The following is a 15,763-nucleotide window of genomic DNA, read 5'->3' on the forward strand; positions in this document are numbered from 1 at the left end:
GCGATGATCATAAGAAGAAGGCTGACGGTCGGGGTGGGCGTCCTGCTCGCCACCCTGACCGCCGGGCTCGGCTCGGTGCTTCCCGCATCGGCCGATGAACCCCCCACGAAAGCCTCCCCCAAGGTCGAGCTGGTCCTCGACGTCAGCGGTTCCATGCGGACCCGTGACATCGACGGCCGGTCCCGGATGAGCGCGGCGAAGCAGGCGTTCAACGAGGTCCTGGACGCGGTGCCGGAGCAGGTGCAGCTCGGCATCCGCACCCTCGGCGCCGACTACCCGGGCGACGACCGCAAGGTGGGCTGCAAGGACACCAGGCAGCTGTACCCGGTCGGCCCGCTGGACCGCACCGAGGCGAAGACCGCCGTCGCCACGCTCGCCCCCACCGGCTGGACCCCGATCGGCCCCGCCCTGCTCGGCGCCGCCGACGACCTGGAGGGCGGCGACTCCACCCGCCGGATCGTGCTCATCAGCGACGGCGAGGACACCTGCGGCCCGCTCGACCCGTGCGAGGTCGCCCGTGACATCGCGGCGCGCGGCATCCACCTGGTCATCGACACGCTGGGCCTGGTGCCGAACGCCAAGATCCGCCAGCAGCTGACCTGCATCGCCGAGGCCACCGGCGGCACCTACACCGCCGTCCAGCACACCGAAGAACTCTCGGGCCGCGTGAAGCAGTTGGTGGACCGGGCGGCGGAGCCCGTCGTCACCCCGGTCGCCACGAAGGGCGCCGGCAGCTGCGCGGACGCACCGGTGCTCGAGCCGGGCCTCTACACCGACCGCGAGAAGTTCGCCGAGCACCGCTGGTACAGGGTCGACGTGTTCCCCGGCCAGGAACTGCGCGCCTCCGTCAGCGTGTTCGCCGACCGCGCCGTCAACAACGACTACGGGATGCTGCTGCGCGCGGTGACCACGCACGGCCGCGAGATCGTCCGGGGCTCCGAGTCCGGGACCGGACGCACCGACGCGATCTCGTCCGGGCTGCGCTACCCGAAGCCCGGGCAGGACGACAACGACAGCAAGCCGGCCGCGGAGACCGTCTGCCTCCAGGTCAGCAACTCGTTCTCGGCCCCGGCCTCGGTGAAGACCACCCCCGGCATGCCGCTCGAACTGACCATCGACGTGGTGGACGCGCCCGACGAGGCGGCGGACGTCGCGGCGTTCGGTCTCGGCCACGGCTGGTGGCTGCTGGGCCTGCTCACCCTGACCGGTCTGATCGTGGGTCTGCTCTTCGGCTGGATCTCGCGCTGGCGCGTCGCTGTCTGGAGGACCCCCTGATGTCCCGTACGAGACGCGTGCTCGCGGGTGCGCTGCTGACCGGCCTGACCCTGCTGGCCGGGGCCTCGGCCGCCGCGGCCGACGACGCGTCGGCGAGCCCGAGCCCCTCCGGTGACGGCTCCGGCCCCACGGAGGCGGGCACCGCCTTCCGTACCGCCACGGCGATCCAGCAGGGCGAGACCGCCACCGCCGGGGCCTCCACCGGCGACTACCTGTACTGGGTCTTCCCGGCCGACGCCGGGCAGCGCGCCACGGTGACCGCGAAGGTCACCCTGCCCGAGAGCGCCACCCGGCACGGGGCGCAGACCTGGCAGGTCGACGTGTACGACGGGCTGCGCCGCCGCCAGGCCTGCATGTACGGCAAGCAGACGGGCACGGCCGCGACCGACGCCGCGACGGTCGAGCTGACCTGTGTGCTGCGTACCGTCCGGGCCATGGCCGAGCCCTGGGCCAACGACCCGCTGCCCGGCAGCTACTACGTCCGCCTCACGGTCACGGACCTGGCGCAGGCCGACCTCGGTCTGCCGGTGCACACCGAGGTCGAGGTCGACTCCAAGGACCGGGGCGGTTCCGCCGACGTCGACGGCGGCCTTTCCGAGCCGCTGGTCCCCGGGACCTCCTCGGCCGACCTGGCATCGGCCGACGCGGACGCCACGGACGCCTCCGCCGAGCCGGTCGCGCTCGCCGGTGAGCCGGAGGACGGCTGGTCCTCGGGCTGGTGGACCAGCCGCTGGCTGTGGACGGCGGGCGGCGGCGTGCTCGCCGCGCTGGCGGGCGTCTTCGGCTACTCCGTCACCCGGGGCCGGGGCCGCCCGTCCCACGTGCCGCCGGGCGCCTGACGACAGGTCGGCCGCCGGACCGGCCCCGCGGGTGAGGGGCCGGTCCGGCGGCGTCACGGGCCGGGGGGCGCTCCCCGCCTCCCCTGGAAAACGAACGCCCCGTCGGGCCTGGGCGGGCCGCCCTGGTAGGCGGTGCGGGTGCGGCGCGCCTCCAGCTCGACGACGGTGGCCCGGGTCCGGAAGGCCAGGCGTACGCCGGAGGGCTGGGCCTCGGCCAGGGCGAGCTGTCCGTCCGGCGCCTGGGCGCGGGCCGCGGCGGGCAACCGGTGCGCGAGCAGCCCGGCGTCGGTGCGCTCCACGTCGAGCGCGCCGCGCAGCAGGCCGGTGGTGACGGGGGTGATGAAGGAGAGGGGTGCGGGGGTGTCGGCGCTCATGGCTCCCCCTGGGATCGCGGGTGCGGCTGGGCGATTTACGGGTGCCCGGGCGCGGGCCAGTTGCGCAGAAGGGTGTCGAGCGCGTCCAGGGACCGGGTCCAGGACTCCTGCGAGTCGGGCGCGCTGTGGCTGAACCCGCCCTGGGCCTCCAGGCTGACGAACCCGTGGAAGACGCTGCCCAGCAGCCGCACCGCGTGCGTCTGGTCCGGCTCGGTCAGGTCGTAGCCGCGCAGGATGGCCCGGGTCATCCGCGCGTGCCTGCCGCCGGCACTGGCCGCCGCCGCTTCCGGGTCCAGCTTCATCTGGGCCGCCGCGTAACGGCCGGGGTGCTCGCGGGCGTAGTCCCGGTAGACGTCGGCGAAGGCGCTCAGCGCGTCCTTGCCGGCCCGCCCCGCGAGCGCGGCGGCGCCCCGGTCGGCCATTTCCTCCAGGGCGAGCAGGGCGATCCTGGTCCGCAGGTCCTGGGAGTTCTTCAGGTGCGAGTAGAGGCTCGCGACCTTGACGTCGAACCGCCGGGCCAGCGCCGAGACGGTCACCTGCTCGAAGCCGACCTCGTCGGCCAGCTCGGCGCCCGCCCTGGTCAGGCGTTCCGCGGTCAGGCCCGCGCGCACCATGGTCGCCTCCTCGTCCGGTGACGGCCATCATGCGCTTGCCTAAGAGCCTTAGGCAAATCCGGAGTTCCTCAAGGAATGCGTCCGCCCGACGGCACGTTGCCGGATCGATATGTCTGATTTATCGCCCTGAGTCCGGTACACCGGTCAGACTGTTCCAGACTGATCCCGTCGGCCTCACGGCCCGCGACGACTCAGGCCCGCCGTCCCGGTCGGGGCCCGTCGACCCAGGAGAGAAACCTCATGCGTCTGCGCACCGCTCTCACCGCCGCCGTCACCGCTGCCGCCGCCGCGGCCCTGTCCGCACCCCCCGTCTGGGCCACAACCGCTCCCCCGGCCGCGCAGGCCCGCGCGACCGCCCCCTGCCAGGAGAAGAACCTCCGCATCTCGGCCGGACCCGGCGGGCGGCAGAACACCGCCCGGATCTCCGTGGTCAACGAGGGCGGCCGCGCCTGCGCCGTGGACCGCGTCCCGACGGTGACGTTCCGGGGCCTGGACGGCTCGGCACAGCCCGTACCGCCGGCGACGAGCGGGCCGTACGTGCTGTCGCCGGGCGAGCGCGGGTACGCGGCGGTGCGCACGGCGGCGCCGGGGACGACCGAGGGCCATGTCGTGCGCAGCCTCTCCGTGGCGGCGGACCCGGCGCACTACGGGGTGACGTTCGGGGCGCCGGCCGTCGGCATGGCGGACGGCATCCGGGTGTGGGAGCCGGTGACGACGCTCTGGCACACCTCGCCGGGCGCCGCCGCCCGGGCCCTGGCGGCGGGCACACGGTAGACCTCGCCGCCGCGGACACGCGCGGAGGCGGGACGGCCCCCCTCCTGCCGTCCCGCCCCCGCTCAACCGGTCAGGCGCCCCGCACCGTCACCGTGCCCGTGCCCTCCCCCGTCGCCCCCGTGGCCTCGTCGACCACGCGGTACGGGCGCTCGGTGCGTTCGGAGGTGACCGTGAGGGTGTCGCCCTCGCACGTCACCCGGAAGGTGGCGGCGGTGGCGCCCGCGTGGTCCGGCACCGTCACCGTCGTGCCGGACCCCTCCGCGCCGCCCCCGAAGACGCGCAGCGTGAGTCCGTCCAGCCAGTCGCCGTCGGGGCGCTGGTCGTCACCGCCCCAGGGCAGGACCGCGCCGGGGCGGACGAGGACCGGCAGGCTGTCGAAGCCGTGGGTCTCGTGGCGCCAGACGGGTCCGGTGACCGTCTCGCCGGTGAGCAGGTGGGTCCAGGTGCCCTCGGGGACGTAGTACTCGACCTGCCCGTCCTCGGTGAAGACCGGGGCGACCAGCAGGTCGGGGCCGAGCATGTACTGCCGGTCCAGCATGCGGGTGGTCGGGTCGCCGGGGAATTCGAGCAGCATGGGCCGCATCATCGGGACGCCCGTGCGGTGGGCGGTGGCGGCGGCACCGTAGAGGTACGGCATCAGCCGGTGCTTGAGCAGGGTGAACTTGCGGGCGACGTCCACCGCCTCCTCGCCGAACTCCCACGGCACCCGGTACGACACGTTGCCGTGCAGCCGGCTGTGCGAGGAGAGCAGGCCGAAGGCGAGCCAGCGCTTGAAGACGGCCGGGTCCGGGGTGCCCTCGAAGCCCCCGATGTCGTGGCTCCAGAAGCCGAAGCCGGACAGGCTCAGGGACAGGCCGCCGCGCAGGGACTCGGCCATCGCCGTGAACGAGGCGAAGCAGTCGCCGCCCCAGTGGACGGGGAACTGCTGCCCGCCGGCCGTGGCGGACCGGGCGAAGAGGACGGCCTCGCCGTGGCCGCGCTCCTTCTCCAGGAGCTCGAAGACCGTCTTGTTGTAGATCTGCGCGTAGTAGTTGTGCATCCGCTCCGGGTCCGAGCCGTCGTGCCAGACCACGTCGGTGGGGATGCGCTCCCCGAAGTCGGTCTTGAAGCAGTCGACGCCCTGGTCGAGCAGGACGCGCAGCTTCGCGGTGTACCACTCGCGCGCGGCGGGGCTGGTGAAGTCGACCAGGGCCATGCCGGGCTGCCACAGGTCCCACTGCCAGACGTCACCGTTGGGGCGGCGGACCAGATGGCCCAGTTCGGCGCCCTCCGCGAACAGCGCCGACTTCTGGGCGATGTACGGGTTGATCCACATGCTGATCCGCAGCCCGCGTTCCTTGAGCCGGGCGAGCATGCCCTCCGGGTCGGGGAAGACGTCCGGGTCCCAGAGGAAGTCCGACCACTGGTACTCGCGCATCCAGAAGCAGTCGAAGTGGAAGACGGAGAGCGGGATCTCGCGTTCTGCCATGCCGTCGACGAACGAGGTGACGGTCGCCTCGTCGTACGAGGTGCAGAAGGACGTCGTCAGCCAGAGGCCGAACGACCAGGCCGGCGGGAGCGCGGGGCGGCCGGTGAGCGCGGTGTAGCGGGCCAGCACCTCCTTCGGCGTCGGTCCGGCGACGACGAAGTACTCCAGCGACTGGTCCTCGACGCTGAACTGCACCTGCCCCACCGACTCCGAGCCGACCTCGAAGGAGACCTTGCCGGGGTGGTTGACGAAGACGCCGTAGCCGCGCGAGGAGAGGTAGAACGGGATGTTCTTGTAGGCCAGTTCGCTGCTGGTGCCGCCGTCCGCCTGCCAGATGTCCACGCTCTGGCCGTTCTTGACGTACGGGGTGAAACGCTCGCCGAGCCCGTAGACGTTCTCGCCTATGTCGAGGGCGAGTTGGGCGACCATGTGGTGGTCGCCGTCGGGCGTGGTGGCGAAGGCGGTGCCCTTGGCGTCGACCGCGGTCAGGCGGCGCCCGTCGGCGTCGAGGAAGGTGATGCCCCAGGGGCCTTCGCCGTCCATCCGCAGTGTGAGCGGTCCGCTGGTGAGTTCGGTGACGGCGCCGTCCTGGCGGGTACGGGCCCCGGAGGCAGCCGGGTCGAGCCCGGGGAAGGCGAAGTCCGGGCCCCGGTGGGCCTTTCCGGCGTGGTGCGTGGTGCGGACACCGATGATCCCCTCGGCGGGGGAGAAGCAGTCGACGGTGATGAGCGGGGTGTTGAGGGTGTCGCCGCGCGCGGCCACCCGTTTCACGGCGGCGTACGCGGTGAACTGGTCGGCGCTGACGCGCAGATCGCGGATCTCGGTCGCGTAGGAGGCGCGTACGCCCTCACGCATGAGCCAGAAGCCGTCGGTGAACTTCATGCGGACTCCTTGCCGGGGGCAACTGGAGGGGGAGGAAGAGGGGGACGCGCGGCGGTGCGGTTCACTCGCCGGCCCCGGTGAAGCCGAGCCAAGCCAGCCGGACCGTGCCGCGCAGGGTGATCCGCAGGTCGCGGACGCCGGAGGCGGTCAGACCGGCCCGGAGGGTGCGGTAGTCGTACGGTCCGCCGGTGGCGGGTACCGGGACGGTGACGGTGGTGCCGTCGATGGTGAGCAGGACGGCCCCCTCCCCCGAGGCGGAGGCCTCGACGCCGTTCGTTCCGGCACCGAAGTCGCAGCGGCGGTAGAGGAGTTCGTTGGATTCGGCGGTGGCGGTGACCGCGTCGTCGTCGGTCTTCATCCGGTCGACGATCTCGGTGCCCAGCTGCTCGTCGTAGTCGGCGGCCTCCAGGCCGCGGGCCAGGACCGGGCGCGGCGCGGCCGGTTCCCCCTCCACCGTGACGACCGTGACGGCCCGGATGTCCGTGCTGGAGGCGCCCGCCTGGATCTCGTACGCGCCGGGCTCGACGCTCCAGCGGCCGTGCGCCACGTCCCAGTGGCCGAGCTCCTCGACGGGCACGGTGAACGCGACGCGCTCCTCGGCGCCGGGGCCGAGGTGCAGCCGGCGGTGTCCGGCCAGTTGGCGCAGCGGCCGGGTGACGGACGGGGCCACGGCCCGTACGTACAGCTGGGCGACCTCGTCGGAGCCGACGGTGCCGGTGTTGGTGACGGTCAGCGAGACGTGCAGCAGGTCGCCCTCGCGTACGGCGGTCAGGGCGCTGTACGCGAAGTCGGTGTAGGTGAGGCCGTGGCCGAAGGGGAAGAGCGGGGTGCCCTCGTAGTAGAGGTAGGTCTGCCGCGAGCCGATGACGTCGTAGTCGAGGAGCCCGGGCAGTTCCGCGTCGGAGGCGTACCAGGTCTGCGGCAGCCGGCCGGCCGGGGAGACGTCGCCGGCGAGGACACGCGCGAGGGCGGTGCCCGCGGCCTGGCCGCCGTGCGCGGTCCACAGCAGTGCGGGCAGGGTGGCGGCGGCGTCGGCCAGGGCGTACGGGTAGGCGGAGGTGACCGCCAGGACGGTGCGCGGGTTGGCGGCGTGGGCGGCGCGCCAGAGGCGTTCCTGCTGGGCGGGCAGGTCGAGGGTGGTGCGGTCCTCGGTCTCGCGGCCGTTGATGTGCGGGTCGTTGCCGGCCACCACGATCACGGTGTCGGCGGCCGCCGCGGCGCGGGCGACGGCGTCCTCGCCGCGCTCGGTGACCTCGGTCTCGAAGACGGTGCCGGGGGCCTCGGAATTCTCTTCGCCCGGGACGGCAACCTTTACGCCGTCGGCGGCGACTGAGACATACCCACCCGTTCCGATGTGCAGAAGGCGGTGACCGCCGGCATGACCTTCCACCGCTTCCCACCGGAAGGTCTCCTGGACGATCCAGCCGCCCGGCTCGTCCGCGGAGGCGCGTACGAAGCCGTCGTCGGCGACGGAGAGGTAGCGGCCTTCGGGTTCCCGCAGGGTGATCACGCCGCCGCCCCAGTCCACCAGCGCCAGCTCGGACGGGGTGTCGGCGCAGGTCAGCGGGGGCAGGTCGGTGCGGCCGGCGAGGAGCGCCGGGTCGAGTGCGCCCTCCGCGCCGCGCGCCGCGTCGCCGCCCGGGTCCGCCGGGGGGATGTGCAGCCAGCCGTCCGCGCACTTGATCCGGACCAGGTCGGCGCCCTCGGCGTGGATCACGCGGTCGGCGCCGAGGCGCTCGCGCAGTCCGTCGAGCGGGGTCGAGCGGTGGATCAGGGTGCCGCTGTACCAGTCGAGCTTGCAGGCGTCCGCGAGGAGTCCGACGACGGCGACGGTCCGGCCGGCCGCGGGGTCGAGCGGCAGCAGTCCGTCGTTCTTGAGGAGCACGACCGCCTGCTCGGCGGCCTCCAGGGCGAGCGCCCGGTGTTCCTCGGTGTCGAGGGCGGTGGTGTCCGCGTACGGGTCCAGGCCGGGGTCGAACTCGCCGAGTGCGAAGCGCATGTGGAGCAGGCGGCGGACGGCGGTGTCGACGTCGTGCTCGTCGAGCAGTCCCCGTTCCAGGGCGCCCTTGATGCGGCCGGTCATGACGGTGGAGTCCTGGCCGTGGTCGGTGAAGCTGTCGACGCCGGCGCGCAGGGCGGCGGCGGTCGCCTCCTCGTGGGTGTCGAAGTAGTGCTCGGAGTCGACCAGGTTGGTCGGTGCGCCGGCGTCGGAGCAGACGACCAGGGGCTGGTCGGTCCAGCCGCGCAGGTGCCGGGAGAGCAGCGGCGACACGTGGTTGGGGCGCCCGTTGACCAGGTTGTAGGCGGGCATCACCCCGGCGACCGCGCCCGCTCGGACGGCGTCGCGGAAGGCCCTGAGGTCGTACTCGTGCAGCACCCTCGGGCGGATCGAGGAGGACGAGGTGTCGCGGTCCGTCTCGTTGTTGTGGGCGAGCCAGTGCTTGAGGACCGGAGCGGTGCGCCAGTAGTGCGGGTGGTCGCCGCGCAGGCCCCGGGTGTAGGCGACGGCGATGGCGGAGGTGAGCGCGGCGTCCTCGCTGTACCCCTCCTCGCCGCGCCCCCACAGCGGGTGGCGCAGCAGATTGACGGTGGGGGCCCAGACGTTGAGCCCGACCCGGTCGTCCTGGGCGCGCTTGGCGCGGACCTCGTTGCCGACGGCCTCGCCGATCCGGCGCACCAGCTCGTCGTTCCAGGTGGCGCCGAGCCCCACGGCCTGCGGGAAGACCGTGGCCTGCCCCATCCAGGCGACACCGTGCAGGGCCTCCTGGCCGGTGCGGAAGGCGCCGATCCCGAGCCGGTCGACCGCCGGTGCGAACTGGTGCAGCATCGCGACGCGCTCGTCCGGCGTGAGCCGCTGGAGCAGATCGTCGACGCGCTTGGCGAAGGGCAGTCGCGGGTCGCGGAAGGGCTGCGGTTGTTCCGTCACGTGCGGGTCCTTCTTCAAAGGTGGGAGGTCTGGCGGTGCCGGCGCCTCGTGCGGGCCCCGGAAGGGTCTCGGACGATCTTTCGAAGCGCTTCGATGCTCAACGGCCAACCCGGGGCGTGTCAAGGGTCGGTGGCCGACCTGTGCCTCCGGCGCGGCCGAGTCGTCGCAGGAAACAGTTCGGAAACGCATCGGAGGAATCCGGCAACGAACTCTTGTGCCACACAGACCCTTCACTTAACCTCGCTGCAACATCGAAGCGCTTCGACGGAGCTTCGATGGGGCGCCCGGCGCCCTGGATTTCCCGGGACGGCGACACGTTCTGCCGCCGCCCAGTTGAACCGCTTCACCTGGGGCCGGTGACACCGGCTCAGCCAGCAACGCTCCACCTCAGACACAGGAACCGAACGGCGGTCGCCCCGCCGCGTGTCGTCCTGGTGCGCCTCGAAGGGTTGACGCAATGACGCCGAATTCCTCCCCCACCTCCCCGGCCCCGAGCCGGAGAAGCTTCCTCGCCACCGGCGCGGTGGCGGCCGTCGCCGTGGCCGGCGGGGTGCCGCTGCTCGCCGCGTGCGGCGGTTCCGGCTCCGGTTCCGGGAGCAAGGAGGGCACGACCTCGGGCAAGGCCCTGAAGAAGGTCGTACCGAGCTACGTCCCGCTGAACCTGGTCCAGCCCGATGTCCCCGGCGTCAACGGTTCGAGCCCCGGCTTCACCAAGCTCCCGGACCCGCTGGTGGTCTCGGTCAAGTCGGTCCCGGGCAAGGGTTCGGAGTTCCGGGTCATGACCCCGCTGTGGGGCACCGTCCCGAAGAAGAACAACCCGTACTACACGGCCGTGAACAAGGCGGTCGGCGCGACGCTCGACTTCGACCCGCAGGACGGCAACACCTACCAGGACAAGATCGGCGCGGTCCTCGCCGGCTCGGACATCCCGGACGTCGTGACCATCCCCGGCTGGAACATGCAGGGGCAGATCCGCAACGCCATCACCGCCAAGTTCGCGGACCTGTCCCCCTACCTGGCGGGCGACGCCGTCAAGAAGTACCCCAACCTGGCCAACATCCCCACCGGCGCCTGGCAGTACTCGGTCTTCGGCGGCAAGCTGCGCGGGCTGCCCATGCCGACGCCGATCATCGGCAACGCGATCTTCTACCGCAAGGACCTGATCGGCTCCGGCGCCGTCCCGGCGAGCGCCGACGACCTGCTGGCCTTCGGCAAGGAGTACACCGCTCCCAAGAAGAAGGTGTGGGCCTTCGACGACCTCTGGGTCTGCATCCAGATGATCTTCGGCCTGCTCCCGGACGCGCCGCACTACTGGCGGCTGGAGGACGGCAAGCTCGTCCACAAGATCGAGACGAAGGAGTACCGGGAAGCCCTGGCCTTCGCCCGCAAGCTCCACGACAACGGGTACGTCCACCCGGACGCCGAGGCCGGCAAGGACGCCGACGCCAAGATCCGCTTCACCAGCGGTCACACCGTGATGTACAACGACGGCACCGGCGGCTGGAAGGGCATGGTCACCGAACAGGCCTCCGCCAACCCGAAGTTCGACATGCAGGCGCTCGACTTCTTCAGCGCCGACGGCGGCAGTCCGACGCTCTGGCAGTCCGACCCGGCGGGCATCTTCACCTTCCTCAGCAAGAAGCTGCCCAAGGAGAAGATCGAGGAGTTCCTCGCGATCGCCGACTACGCGGCGGCGCCGTTCGGCACCGAGGAGTTCATGCTCACCAACTACGGCGTCAAGGGCACCCACTACACCATCAAGGACGGGGCCCCGACCTACACCCCGCAGGGAATCGAGGAGGCCCAGCCCTCCACGTTCCTGTTCGTCGCCTCGCCGCCCACCTCCATCGCCTACCCGGACCAGCCTCAGCTGGCCAAGGACTACGCCGGCTGGATGGCGCGCCAGGCGCCGCACGTCAAGAAGCCCATGTTCTTCGGGATGCAGGTCGTCGAGCCGCAGCGCTACGCCTCCCTGTACACCCCGTTCGACGACCTGCAGAAGGACATCCGCCGCGGCCGCAAGAAGGTCAGCGACGTGGACGACGCGGTGAACACCTGGAAGAAGAGCGGCGGCGACAAGCTGCGCGACTGGTACCAGGACGTTCTCGACAAGAACGGCTCCGGCAACTGACGCGTACGCGGCACACACCGTACGCACGAGAGGGAAGGGCCGCCGGGCACACCGGGCCCGGCGGCCGGGGTCAGGAGCACGACATGGGGAGCACAGGGTGAAGTCACGGGCCACGGTCGCGGCCGACCCGGACCGCACCGCCGGCGGGGCGAGCGCCCCGGCAGGCGGCAGCGGCGCCGGGGACGGTGACGGCGGGGAGACGAGGAGTGTCCGGGCGGGCAGGTCCCGGGCGGGCGGCGCCCGCGGATCCCGTACGGACAAGGGCGGACGGGCGGACTCGGGCAGGCGGACGGGCGGCATCACCTGGCGTCAGCGGCTGCGGCGCGACCGCACCCTGATCCTGATGACGATGCCGGCCATCGCGCTGCTGCTGATCTTCAACTACATCCCGCTGCTCGGGAACATCGTGGCCTTCCAGGACTACGACGTGTACGACCTGGGCATCACGGGCAGCCCGTTCGTCGGGTTCGACAACTTCACCCGGATCTTCGAGGACTACCGCTTCTGGGAAGTCCTGGTGAACACGCTGGTCATCTTCGTGACCCAGCTGGTCCTGTTCTTCCCCATCCCGATCGCCATCGCGCTCCTGCTCAACACGATCATGAGCGCCCGGGTCAGGGCCTGGGTGCAGGCGGTCGTCTACCTGCCGCACTTCTTCTCCTGGGTGCTCGTCGTCACCGTCTTCCAGCAGATGTTCGGCGGCGCCGGACTGGTCGCCCAGTGGCTGCGCGAGCGCGGTCACGAGGGCTTCGACCTGATGACCGACCCGGGCTTCTTCAAGTTCCTGGTCAGCGCGCAGGCCGTATGGAAGGACGCCGGCTGGGGCGTCATCGTCTTCCTGGCCGCGCTCGCCGCCGTCAACACCGACCTGTACGAGGCCGCCGCCGTCGACGGGGCCGGCCGCTGGCGCCGCATGTGGCACGTCACGCTGCCCGCGCTGCGCCCGGTCATCGCCCTGCTGCTCGTCCTGCGGGTGGGCAGCGCGCTCAACCTCGACTTCGAGCAGATCCTGCTCCAGCGCGACCAGGTCGGCGCGGGGGCCTCGGAAATCCTGGACACCTACATCTGGTGGACGGGCATCAAGACCGGCGACTTCGGCTACGCGGCCGCCGCCGGCATCTTCAAGGGACTGTTCAGCGTCGCCATGGTGCTGGGTGCCAACAAGGTCGCCCACATGCTGGGCGAGCAGGGGGTGTACTCCAAGAAATGACAACTCTCCTGGACCAAGAGAGCAGCACGGCGGCCCCCGCGCCCCGCACCGAGACGCCACTCCAGCGCGCCCTGCGCATCGAGCCGCGCCCGGTGTGGGAGGAGGAGCCGACGAAGGCCGGCCTCGCCTTCAAGGGCATCGGGCTCGTCGCGATCTGCGCGATCGTCATCATCCCGATCTGGGTGGTGCTGGTGACCAGCCTCTCCGACACCAAGGCCATCAACGAGGCGGGCGGCCTGGTCGTCTGGCCGAAGCACATCACGTTCGTCGCGTACAAGGAGCTGCTGAGCGGGGGCGCGGTGACCCGCGCGGCCGCCGTCAGCGTCGGCCTCACCGTCGTCGGTACGGCCGTCAGCATGGTCGTCTCCGTCCTGTGCGCGTACGGGCTGAGCCGCCGCGACTCGTACGCGCACCGCCCGCTGCTGATGACGCTGATGGCGACGATGTTCTTCGGCGCCGGGCTCATCCCGACGTATCTGCTGGTCACCGGCATCGGCCTGAGCAACAGCTACTGGTCGATGATCCTGCCCAGCGCGATCAGCGTGTTCAACGTGCTGGTGCTGCGCGGCTTCTTCATGGACACCGCGCCCGAACTCATCGACGCGGCCCGCATCGACGGGGCCGGCGAGTGGCGCATCCTGCTCCAGATCATCATGCCGCTGTCGCGTGCGGTGATCGCCGTGATCTCGCTGTTCTACGCGGTCGGCTACTGGAGCCAGTGGTTCAACGCGATGCTCTACATCCAGGACAGCGACAAGTACCCGCTGCAGATGATCCTGCGTCAGCTGGTCCTCCAGCACCAGGTGCCGCCGGGCGCCATGGGCGCTGCCGTCAGCAACGGCCAGATCAACAGCCTCGCCGTGCAGATGGCCGTCATGATCCTCGCGCTGGTCCCGGTCGCGGTGCTGTCGCCGTTCGTCCAGAAGCACTTCCAGAAGGGCATGCTCACCGGCGCCGTGAAGGGCTGACCCGCTGCCCGGTCCCACTCCTTCTCCCCCTCCCCCGTTGTCCGGAAGGTGTTCGCCATGCGCGCTTCGTCCGCGCCCACGCCCCGCCGCAGAACCGTGCTCGCCACGGCGGCCGTCGCCGCCGCTGCCACCGCCCTCCCGGCCGCGGGCACCGCCGCGGCCCAAGGCCGCCACCACGACGGCGGGCCCCGGCCCCACCGCTGGCGGACGGCCGCGATCGGCGGCACCGGGTTCGTCACCGGGCTGCTGTTCCACCCCGCGGTGAAGGGCCTGGCCTACGCCCGCACCGACATCGGCGGCGCCTACCGCTGGGACGCGGCGAAGGCCCGCTGGACGGCGCTCACCGACCACATCGGCTGGGACGACTGGAACCTCCTCGGCATCGAGGCGATGGCCGTCGACCCGGCCCACCCGGACCGCCTCTACCTGGCCTGCGGCACGTACGCGCAGTCCTGGGCGTCCCCCGGCGCGGTGCTGCGCTCCGACGACCGGGGCGCCACCTGGGAGCGGGCCGACCTGCCCGTGCGGCTCGGCGCGAACGAGGACGGGCGCGGGGCCGGCGAGCGACTGCTCGTGGACCCCCGCGACAGCGGGACGCTGTGGCTGGGCACCCGGCACGACGGGCTGCTGCGCTCCACGGACCGGGGCGCGACCTGGGCTCCGGCCGCGTTCCCGGCGACCCCGTCGGAGACCGGGCAGGGCGTGATGTTCCTGGTGGCCGCCGGCCGGACGGTGTACGCGGGCTGGGGCGACGGCGGCAGCGCGCTCTACCGTACGGACGGCAGGGGCGGCTGGGAGGCGGTGCCCGGGCAGCCGTCCGGGAGCGCGGCGGTCGAGGTGCCGGTGCGGGCCGCGTACGACGCCCGGGGGCGGGCGCTGTACGTCACCTACGCGGACGCCCCGGGGCCCAACGGGCAGTCCGACGGCTCGGTGCACCGGCTCGACACGGTGACGGGTGCCTGGAGCGAGGTCACCCCGGTGCGGCCGGACGCCGCCGCCGGTGACGGCTTCGGGTACGGCGGGGTCGCCGTCGACGCGCGCCGGGCCGGCACGCTCGTCGTCACCACCAACAACCGCTGGGGGCTGATCGACACGGTGTTCCGGTCCACCGACGGCGGCGCGAGCTGGGTCTCGCTGAAGGACACCGCCGTCGTGGACGTGTCGGAGACCCCGTATCTGCGCTGGGGCGGGGACGCGGCCAAGTTCGGCTGGTGGATCCAGGCCGTCGCCGTCGACCCCTTCGACTCGCACCACATCGTGTACGGGACCGGCGCGACGATCTTCGGGACGCGCGACCTCGTCCACTGGGCGCCGGAGATCCGGGGCCTGGAGGAGTCGTCGGTACGCTTCCTCCTCGCCCCGCCCGGCAAGGGCGCCCGGCTCCTGAGCGGCCTCGGCGACATCGGGGTGATGTACCACGACTCGCTGACCGCGTCCCCGTCCCGGGGCATGGCCGTGAACCCGGTCTTCGGTACGGCCACCGGCCTCGCGCTCGCCGCGCTGAAGCCGTCGTACGTGGTGCGCACCGGCTGGCCGTCCGGTTCCGACGCGGCCGGTGCCTTCTCCCACGACGGGGGCCGCAGCTGGCAGCCGTTCGCCGCCCAGCCCGCGATCGCGCCCTCCGCGCCGGGGCCCGTCGCGGTCTCGGCGGACGGGGCGACGCTGCTCTGGTCGTTCATCCACTGGGACGGCACCAAGTACCCCGCCCACCGGTCCACCGACGGCGGCGCGAGCTGGGCCGAGGTGACGACCTTCCCCAAGGGCGGCACCCCGGTCGCCGACCCGGTCGATCCGAGGCGCTTCTACGTGTACGACACCGACACCGGGGCCGTCTTCGTCTCCCGCGACGGGGGCGCGACCTTCGGCCGGGGCGCGAGCGGACTCCCGTCCGGCGACCCGCAGTTCAAGGTGGCGGCGGCACCCGGCCGCAGCGGTGACCTGTGGCTGTCCGCGAAGGACAACGGCCTCTTCCGCTCCACGGACGGCGGGCTCACCTTCACCGCGGTGCCCGGCTGCCAGGCCTCGCACGCGCTGGGCTTCGGAAAGGCGGCCCCGGTGCGGGACCCCCGGCGGCCCGGCGCGGGCTATCCGGCCGTCTTCCAGACCGGCAGGGTCGCGGACACGTACGACGGGGTGGCGGTGCTGCGCTCCGACGACGCGGGCCGCACCTGGGTGCGGATCAACGACGACTCCCACCAGTGGGGCTGGACCGGTGAGGTGATCACCGGCGACCCCCGCGTCCACGGCCGTGTCTACCTGGGCACCAACGGCCGCGGCATCCAGTACGCAGAACCCCAGTAAG

At 72.3% G+C, this 15,763-nt stretch carries 10 protein-coding genes and 1 pseudogene; 7 read left to right on the forward strand and 4 right to left on the reverse strand.

Annotated elements, in window-relative coordinates; genetic code table 11:
* The first annotated feature begins 3 nt into the window (after positions 1–3).
* A complete protein-coding gene (locus tag ABZ564_RS06700) occupies positions 4–1,275 on the forward strand; it encodes a VWA domain-containing protein (RefSeq protein ID WP_360850543.1) in 1,272 nt (423 codons plus the stop codon).
* Positions 1,275–2,114 (forward strand): hypothetical protein, encoded by an 840-nt coding sequence (locus ABZ564_RS06705; RefSeq protein ID WP_360850545.1) that lies wholly within the window; start codon positions 1,275–1,277, stop codon positions 2,112–2,114. Before ABZ564_RS06700 ends, ABZ564_RS06705 begins: the two co-directional genes overlap by 1 nt.
* Positions 2,115–2,206: 92 nt before the next feature.
* Here ABZ564_RS06705 and ABZ564_RS06710 read toward each other — a convergent pair.
* Positions 2,207–2,488 (reverse strand): annotated as a pseudogene (locus tag ABZ564_RS06710) (lipase); the annotation flags it as partial.
* Positions 2,489–2,523: 35 nt separating this feature from the next.
* Positions 2,524–3,102 carry a TetR/AcrR family transcriptional regulator gene (locus ABZ564_RS06715; protein ID WP_360850547.1) on the reverse strand — a complete coding sequence of 193 codons (579 nt, stop codon included), beginning with the start codon at positions 3,100–3,102 and terminating at the stop codon, positions 2,524–2,526.
* A 240-nt stretch (positions 3,103–3,342) separates the two neighbouring features.
* On the opposite strand from ABZ564_RS06715, the gene ABZ564_RS06720 reads away from it, so the two are divergent.
* Entirely contained in the window at positions 3,343–3,876 is a 534-nt protein-coding gene (locus ABZ564_RS06720) for a DUF4232 domain-containing protein (protein WP_360850550.1), read from the forward strand.
* Between the two features lie 70 nt (positions 3,877–3,946).
* Here the strand turns inward: ABZ564_RS06720 and yicI are convergent, their stop codons facing one another.
* Entirely contained in the window at positions 3,947–6,226 is a 2,280-nt protein-coding gene (gene yicI, locus ABZ564_RS06725) for an alpha-xylosidase (RefSeq protein ID WP_360850553.1), read from the reverse strand.
* Between the two features lie 61 nt (positions 6,227–6,287).
* Positions 6,288–9,152, reverse strand: a complete 2,865-nt coding sequence (locus tag ABZ564_RS06730) for a glycoside hydrolase family 3 C-terminal domain-containing protein (RefSeq protein ID WP_360850556.1) — start codon at positions 9,150–9,152, stop codon at positions 6,288–6,290.
* Positions 9,153–9,675: 523 nt separating this feature from the next.
* Between ABZ564_RS06730 and ABZ564_RS06735 the strand changes: the two genes are divergently transcribed.
* The 4 genes from ABZ564_RS06735 to ABZ564_RS06750 all read left to right on the forward strand — a co-directional run bounded on the left by ABZ564_RS06735 (position 9,676) and on the right by ABZ564_RS06750 (position 15,762).
* Positions 9,676–11,283 carry an extracellular solute-binding protein gene (locus ABZ564_RS06735; protein ID WP_360850864.1) on the forward strand — a complete coding sequence of 536 codons (1,608 nt, stop codon included), beginning with the start codon at positions 9,676–9,678 and terminating at the stop codon, positions 11,281–11,283.
* A 97-nt stretch (positions 11,284–11,380) separates the two neighbouring features.
* On the forward strand, positions 11,381–12,493 hold the full coding sequence (locus ABZ564_RS06740; protein WP_360850559.1) for an ABC transporter permease subunit: 1,113 nt from the start codon (positions 11,381–11,383) through the stop codon (positions 12,491–12,493).
* Positions 12,490–13,461, forward strand: coding sequence for a carbohydrate ABC transporter permease (locus ABZ564_RS06745; protein WP_360850562.1), 972 nt, complete (start codon positions 12,490–12,492; stop codon positions 13,459–13,461). The genes ABZ564_RS06740 and ABZ564_RS06745 overlap by 4 nt, the downstream gene beginning before the upstream one ends.
* Positions 13,462–13,518: 57 nt before the next feature.
* Entirely contained in the window at positions 13,519–15,762 is a 2,244-nt protein-coding gene (locus ABZ564_RS06750; RefSeq protein WP_360850565.1) for a 1,4-beta-glucanase, read from the forward strand.
* The last annotated feature ends 1 nt before the right edge of the window (position 15,763 follow it).

It is taken from the genome of Streptomyces sp. NPDC019224 (genome assembly GCF_040632605.1).
Lineage (GTDB): Bacteria > Actinomycetota > Actinomycetes > Streptomycetales > Streptomycetaceae > Streptomyces.

What these genes read in the sequence shown, in the direction of transcription:
- ABZ564_RS06700 (WP_360850543.1), top strand. Translation starts at nt 4, where the DNA reads ATGATCATAAGAAGAAGGCTGACGGTCGGGGTGGGCGTCCTGCTCGCC.
- ABZ564_RS06705 (WP_360850545.1), top strand. Translation starts at nt 1,275, where the DNA reads ATGTCCCGTACGAGACGCGTGCTCGCGGGTGCGCTGCTGACCGGCCTG.
- ABZ564_RS06715 (WP_360850547.1), bottom strand. Translation starts at nt 3,102, where the DNA reads ATGGTGCGCGCGGGCCTGACCGCGGAACGCCTGACCAGGGCGGGCGCC.
- ABZ564_RS06720 (WP_360850550.1), top strand. Translation starts at nt 3,343, where the DNA reads ATGCGTCTGCGCACCGCTCTCACCGCCGCCGTCACCGCTGCCGCCGCC.
- yicI (WP_360850553.1), bottom strand. Translation starts at nt 6,226, where the DNA reads ATGAAGTTCACCGACGGCTTCTGGCTCATGCGTGAGGGCGTACGCGCC.
- ABZ564_RS06745 (WP_360850562.1), top strand. Translation starts at nt 12,490, where the DNA reads ATGACAACTCTCCTGGACCAAGAGAGCAGCACGGCGGCCCCCGCGCCC.
- ABZ564_RS06750 (WP_360850565.1), top strand. Translation starts at nt 13,519, where the DNA reads ATGCGCGCTTCGTCCGCGCCCACGCCCCGCCGCAGAACCGTGCTCGCC.